The 6,253-nt window shown below is 56.5% G+C and carries 4 protein-coding genes; all 4 read right to left on the bottom strand.

Features of this window, described 5'->3' with window-relative positions; genetic code table 11:
- Window positions 1–306: 306 nt before the first annotated feature.
- The 4 genes from WBB85_RS22510 to WBB85_RS22495 all read right to left on the bottom strand — a co-directional run bounded on the left by WBB85_RS22510 (window position 307) and on the right by WBB85_RS22495 (window position 6,103).
- Window positions 307–3,753 (bottom strand): phospholipase D family protein, encoded by a 3,447-nt coding sequence (locus WBB85_RS22510; RefSeq protein WP_432640801.1) that lies wholly within the window; start codon window positions 3,751–3,753, stop codon window positions 307–309.
- A complete protein-coding gene (locus tag WBB85_RS22505; RefSeq protein ID WP_432640800.1) occupies window positions 3,754–4,671 on the bottom strand; it encodes a DUF5655 domain-containing protein in 918 nt (305 codons plus the stop codon).
- 245 nt (window positions 4,672–4,916) lie between these two features.
- Complete coding sequence (locus WBB85_RS22500) at window positions 4,917–5,387, bottom strand: hypothetical protein (RefSeq protein ID WP_432640799.1); 471 nt, start codon at window positions 5,385–5,387, stop codon at window positions 4,917–4,919.
- Window positions 5,384–6,103: a DUF3800 domain-containing protein gene (locus WBB85_RS22495; protein WP_432640798.1), complete on the bottom strand. Its 720-nt coding sequence runs from the start codon at window positions 6,101–6,103 to the stop codon at window positions 5,384–5,386. The genes WBB85_RS22500 and WBB85_RS22495 overlap by 4 nt, the downstream gene beginning before the upstream one ends.
- Window positions 6,104–6,253 lie beyond the last annotated feature (150 nt).

Below are 6,253 nucleotides of genomic sequence, written 5' to 3'. Positions count from 1 at the left end.
CGCTTTGCATCAGGAAAGAAAAACCCCGACTTCCTTTCGGAGGCCGAGGCGCTAGACAACTTGCTATCGCAAGGATCGTTGGTTGCGGGAGTAGGATTTGAACCTACGACCTTCAGGTTATGAGCCTCATCTCCCGGGAGAACGGCTGTCCTTTAATTTCAACATGTTACGAGGCAACCCTTTGAGATATAGATGTTTTCTAACCGCATCGCGCCGCAAGCAACCGCTGCGGACGGGTCCAAACGGGGAACGAGGTAGTTAAACAGGTTGACCTATTGTTGACCCGAAATCTCGCAATCGACAATTCTAAAGCCCCGGTCGACCGACGAATACCGTGCTGACCCGATCTAGGACGCTTGTGGACTGCCCCTCGGAGGCCGATCGGCAGAAGTCGAGGAGCTTTTCAGCGCGTGCTCGGATCTGGTCCAGATCGCTTTCAGGTTGCAAGTAAAACAACTCCTCGATCGACGATATGCCCAGATAGTCTGGAATGGTCCTGTCCTTGACGCTTCGGTCACTAATTGCCTGCTTGGCTTCAATCCAGGACGGATCAAGCTCCTGGGCCCACGCCTCAGCAAGTTTCTCTAGCGCGGGCAGAGTCAGATCCCCGAAGATCGATCGCCCAACATCGAGTACGGATTGACCAGACATAAACCGTGCCAGCGATGCGAGGATCGAAACCGTTCTGGCAGGCCGAATATCCCAATGCGTTAGATTGGGCAGGGTCTCAGCAAGGTTCGACAATAGCCCGGAGACCTGATCGAGCTGCGGCGCCTTAACATGCAGACCGAGCCGTTTCGTTTCATGAAATGCTTCGACAAGATGCCGCGCTGCGTCTGCTTGGTCTCCGCTGATCTCGGTCTGGTCTTCACTCTCCCTGAGGAGAAGAAGGCGGGGCGCCTGGACATGTGGATTGCGCAGGTCGCCAGTGCGTCCTCCTAACATGAGAATCGTCACCGGTCTTGAAGTTGCCAGCAAACAAAGCTCTGCACCCCACAAACCTTTCGGTTTCGCGCTTCCAACGCGTCGCATGACTTCGTCCGAGACCTCACGCTTCAGCGCCTCAACCTGATCGAAGTAGTTGTTCGGACGTAGTATCCGCGGCTTCTTGATTTGAGTGAGAACAAGGTCAGTCAGGTCTCCTGCCGCGAATTCTACAATCTCAGACGCCAGATCATCCGCACCGACACCCGACAACAGAGCTATGTTCTCAACCCGGCCCCGGGCCTTCTTGTCCGACGATAGAACCAGCCCAGGCAAGTCGAAGGTGAAGTAGTGGATTTTCGAATGCGGACTATCGATCCGGTCGATGCGACCAAGCCCCTGGATCAGGCTCTTAATATCAGAGGTGACACCAAGGATGCCGAGCGCTGACGCAGTTTGAAGATTGATCCCCTCCGCCATCTGGAAAGTAAGAAACATCGCGCGCTGGACCATAGGCTCGCGTTTACTGCCAGTGAGGCCGAAATATTCCTGCGCCTCTGCGCCGGATCGCAGATGGTGCAATTTCTTGCCTGTCTTGATCTTCGCTCCTGGGGCGACAACGAAGACCTCCGGCCCGCGCCCACGATGCCCACCCAAGAGGTTCGCGTAAACCTCAAGAACGCCGACGCGCTCCGCGAGAAAGATAGCATGCCCGTGTTTGCTCAAAATTTCCCGCATCTGTTCGGCACGCGCCGTATCGATTTCATCAAGGCAGGGATGGTGCAAAAGACGGCCTAAGCGGTCGCATATCGGCGTTTCACTAGTGCTTTCAGTGTCGGCGAGTTCACCTTGGAGCTCACCCGGAGGTACGGCTAGCGGACGGCGGCTGTATCGCTCAGCCTGGCGTAGGCTTTCACCCAAGGAGCGGCGCCCTCGTTGATCTGCTTCCGTATCCCGTTCGCGCCCCCACTCGATCCTAGCAAACGTGATCGACGCGCGGAGAAGTGCCAGAAAGTTGCGGATGTGAATGCGCGACTTATCGTGGAACTTGATTTCAGTCTGCGCCGCGCGCTGCGGGTCCGCTGAGACGAGGGTAACCCCAGAAGTAATTGCCTCTGCCAGCTCCTTGATCCGGGTGATTAGCTTTTGTTGTTCGTCAGTCAGGTCGGCGTCGCGCCGTTCACTCTTGATCGCCGGATACTTGAAGGACCCGTCGCTACGCTGCCGACTTTCCCCGATACAAGCGCGCTGCCGCCGCACGACATAGGGCGCTAAGGCATCCGCCAGTTCGGCCTGTAGCCTTCTAAGTTGGAGGCCCCTTCCCTCAACCGTGCGCTCCAAGGTCTCGATCTTTTCCTGCAGAACGTTTTCGCTCTCGAATAGGTCGGGCTGTCGTTGTTGCTCCTCAATCTTCCGCTTCTGTGCCGCAAGTTCGGCAACAAGTGCGCCTCGTTCCCGAACACGGCTGAAATGGACATTGATCTGTTCGGTGATTACGGGCGGAACGTAGATTGATGCACGCTTTTCATGGAAGGCTAATAGGCCGTCCAAACCTTGGTTCCCCATCAGCGTTGCCGACAGACAAGCCGTCCAGATCGCCGGTGTCCGCTCAAAGACCAGTGACCGGTTCGAAGGTGCAAGGAACCGGGAACTCAGTCTGTGGCTTTCGTCGACGATCATGCCCGCAGCCGACCGAACATCTCGATTGATGAGTTCCAACTCCTGATTTTCAGATGCCTTTGTCTTGGAAAGGTAGCTGTGTTTTATCGGTTTGAAGTTCACAGGCGCATTCGTCGTCCAGTTGCTGAACACGCTGGCTGGAATTAGGGCGATGGACCCGAGGCGACGTTGGTCAGCACGTTCGCCCCAAGAAAAGACAGTTTGATCGTGAGCCACAGGCAGCAACGCTGCCAAGTGCTTCCCGATATCCGTCTTGCCTGCCCCAGTTGGTGCCTCGACGAAAGCAAAGCCTTGCTCATGGATAGTCCCCGCAGCTTCGTAGGTCAGGTCGGCCTGAAACGGCTGCGGTGGACGGCCGGCGGTCGTGTCGCCCGCAGCGATCCACGGTGTAAAGCTAGTCGCTTCGAAGATAGTGCGGGCCACAGCCTCTTCTGGCGAGACGAGCCGTACAAGCGATCTCAGGATCGCAAGCGCCTCTTCCGTCCAGTCTCGGCCCATCTCCCAATAGCGCTCTGCAGCCTCGCGTCGTGCCGCGGCAAGGTCGGGCGAGGCTGCTGCGTCATCAACAAACTCGAGGTTCCGCCGCAAACCGCCGTTCGAGAAGTTCGATGAACCCGAAAGCGCATGACCATCCCCAATTACCAGCTTGGCATGCAACATGGGCGGCCGTCGGCCTACGACACCTTGGGCGATGTCAGGATCAAAGACGCGGAGGGCAATCGTGCCGCGCTCGATGGCTTCGATTGCAAGAACTGCGCGGAGGTCGGCGAGATCATCTACCGAGAGGCCCTTAGAGCCCAGGAAATGGGCTCGCGCCTCTTCGGCAGCCGGGCGACCTCGCGCACCAACCTGGCGGCTAGAGTCGGTGTTCGTTCCGAACACCATGCGGATACTACCCGCTGGTCGATCGCCGATGCCACCAACAGTTTCAATGAGATAAGCCAGAGACGACAAGAAGTCCTGGTAACCTGTCACAATAAGACAGTCGCTCTCTCGCAGCACCTTTGTGACAAGGCTATGGACCGGACGCTTGTGATTGTCTGCCCAAGCTGACTGGCTCTGATCTTCGGGTGCACCCGCAGAAGTAGGCGGCGAAGCCCTTGGGAAGAACCTCGACAACAAGCCCTTTCGCTCCGGCTCCTCCAGCATTCAGGATGCTCCGTAGCTGCGTTCGATCAGCGGCTTCGCCTTCTCCAAATCCTCGGCATTGGTGAGGGTGATCTCTAGATCGCCAGTGCCGAAATGCCCGACGTCCGATACGTCACGCGTGAAGCCCTTTTCAATCTGTACCGACGACGGATCGACTTTCACGTAGATGAGTATCTTGCTCGTGGTCGGACGAAATTCAACACAAGCGAAATTCTTAATCCGCTTGAAGGCGATGTAAAATCTCAATGTGGTTTCCTGAACATCATCATCACCCAAGGCGATCAGATATGCGCGAAGCGCCTCGAACCGGTCGCTCATGCTGGAATCCAGCTCTTCCATTACCGTGCTGATCGTCTTGTATTTCCCTGGCACAACAACTGATCCAGAGCTCGCACCGTTGGCAGTGACCAACCCTTTAACGGAGGTCACAGCGACCAGATCGAGCATCAGCAGATCGCCCCCAAAGCGGCGATAACGGATCAGCTCGATGTTCCGCTGGATTTGTTTTACCGCGTGATCGTCATAGCGGTTGAAGTCACCTGCGATGCAAATCAGCCGGGGCGCGGACCAGTCGACTGCTTCAGCGGCTTCCTTGCCCAGTTTTTCCAACACCAGCCACTGAAAATCCTTCCGATGATCCATCAGCCAGTCGAGGTAAAATAGGCCCTGATTGATGACATTTTCATTCGAGGCCCGCTTGTATTCGAGGATCACAGGGCAGCCGTTTTCGTCCAAACCAAGCGTATCGATCCGCCCGCCATGCGTCGTCGTGAACTCGGTCGCCAAGAAGCGAACCCCAAGCAAGGCTTCGAGGTTGCTTTCAAACAGAAGCTGAACCGATTTCTCGACCGTGTCCGTCGTGCCGGTTAACTCGGTGACAGCACCTGCACCAATGCGAAAAAGCTTGATATCACTCAATTTTCTATCACTCTCTGAATTTGGCCCACCGCTCCCAGCGATCGACCGCAGAAGCATAACCAATTGTTAATAAATAGTTTTAAAGGATTTCGCATTCTCTGCACTCCCCGGATCAGGCCGAATTTTCTTGACAATCCAGCCCCCAGAGGGCATATACCCCTTGTCTCACCTGCCATGTGTAGGAGGAGCATTCGAGGCCGCCTTGGTTTTTCCGGGCGGCTTCAGTTTTTTCTGGGCTAGATAAATCAGATTCCATTGTATGCATCGCGCTCCCTCCGAAGCTGGCTGATCCGCCCGCTTTTCTCGGTGCAATACGCGCTCCTCAACAACCAGTAGCCGTTGCGGCGTCCAAGGATCACCAGATATTCCTCACGATACCACAGCAGAGTGTTGGTCTCGCTCTTGCGGGTGTTCTGCCACTCATCGATTTCCGCGTGCTGAACACCATTTCGGATCACCCAAGGCACCCAGCACAGCCGCTCACACCGACGCAGATCAGGAAGCCGGTCTTCTTCTACCTTACCTTCCTGAACCAAGTGCCAAAAAGACGCCCAGCGCCCGGCAACCTCATCATATCGGCGGCAACTGACGTTCTCGCCCCTGAATGTCAGACCCCCACGAGCAATTTCGGTCATGAACACGCGGTTCAGTTCCGTTTCATACGCGGTCCAATCGCCGCCGAAGTCATTGAACGACAGCAAGTCCGGCGGGTTCATTCAGCCGCCTCCCGGGCGCGCCAGACCAGCATGTTGAACTTGATCGCGGAAAAACTGGATGTCCGTGTCAGCACATATGGGCCAAGGCGCTCTCGCAGGCGCGCCATCATGGCAGCTTTCGCCGGGCTTGTTGCAAGACCGCGGTTGGCGTAGGTCAGCGCGCCGATCAAGATATCAGTAATTTGCAGCAGTTCGCTTTCATGCGAACGGACCTGCTGCACGCGCTCAAGACACTCTTTGTTGAAATCATACAGATCGTTTGCCAGCACATCGTGCAGCTTGCGCGTCTTGGGGCCCCCGCGCGTGTCCTTCACATCGAGGTAGATGCGATACCGGTGCGGCGCGCAAAAGATCGGGCGCAACATGGTAAAGTACATCTTGTAGTACCAATCGTCATGCGTCTGATCAAAACGCGCATGGTCAATCTGCGCCTTGTCCGGCACCACCAGCCCCCGAAACCGCAGCCGGTCATCGGCGAGAAACAAATCCAGCAGCGCCAGATAAAAGGCCACTTTCGCAGGCGATATCTTGGTCCACTTCGCCTCAAACGTCGGGGCAAGCCCATGTGCGACCTTCAGCGCGCGGATGGCCTCGGCTATGGCGCGGGTCTCGCTTTCCTGACAATAGACGGCACCCCAGGCCATTGCAGAAATACCGTCGTTTTCCAGATGGCAACTTTCGTCGCAGTAAACATTAAAGATGCGCGGCTCGGTCACTCTGCGGCCTCCAGTTCTTGTTCGGCGGGGTTCAGCGCCTCGTGCAGGAGGGCGGTGAGGAGGCGTTGGCGGGTGGTGTCGGCGGTGGTGAGGCTGACCTCCAGCCGGTCGCAGAGGGTCATCAGGGTATCGACCTTGGCTACGATGCGG

Origin of the sequence: Albidovulum sp., assembly GCF_049646345.1 — a bacterium.
Classification (GTDB): domain Bacteria; phylum Pseudomonadota; class Alphaproteobacteria; order Rhodobacterales; family Rhodobacteraceae; genus Albidovulum.
The sequence above is the reverse complement of the archived record's forward strand: the minus strand, read 5'-3'. Positions and strand labels throughout refer to the sequence as shown.

Coding starts and splice junctions, on each gene's coding strand:
- WBB85_RS22510 (WP_432640801.1), bottom strand. CDS start 3,753: ATGCTGGAGGAGCCGGAGCGAAAGGGCTTGTTGTCGAGGTTCTTCCCA.
- WBB85_RS22500 (WP_432640799.1), bottom strand. CDS start 5,387: ATGAACCCGCCGGACTTGCTGTCGTTCAATGACTTCGGCGGCGATTGG.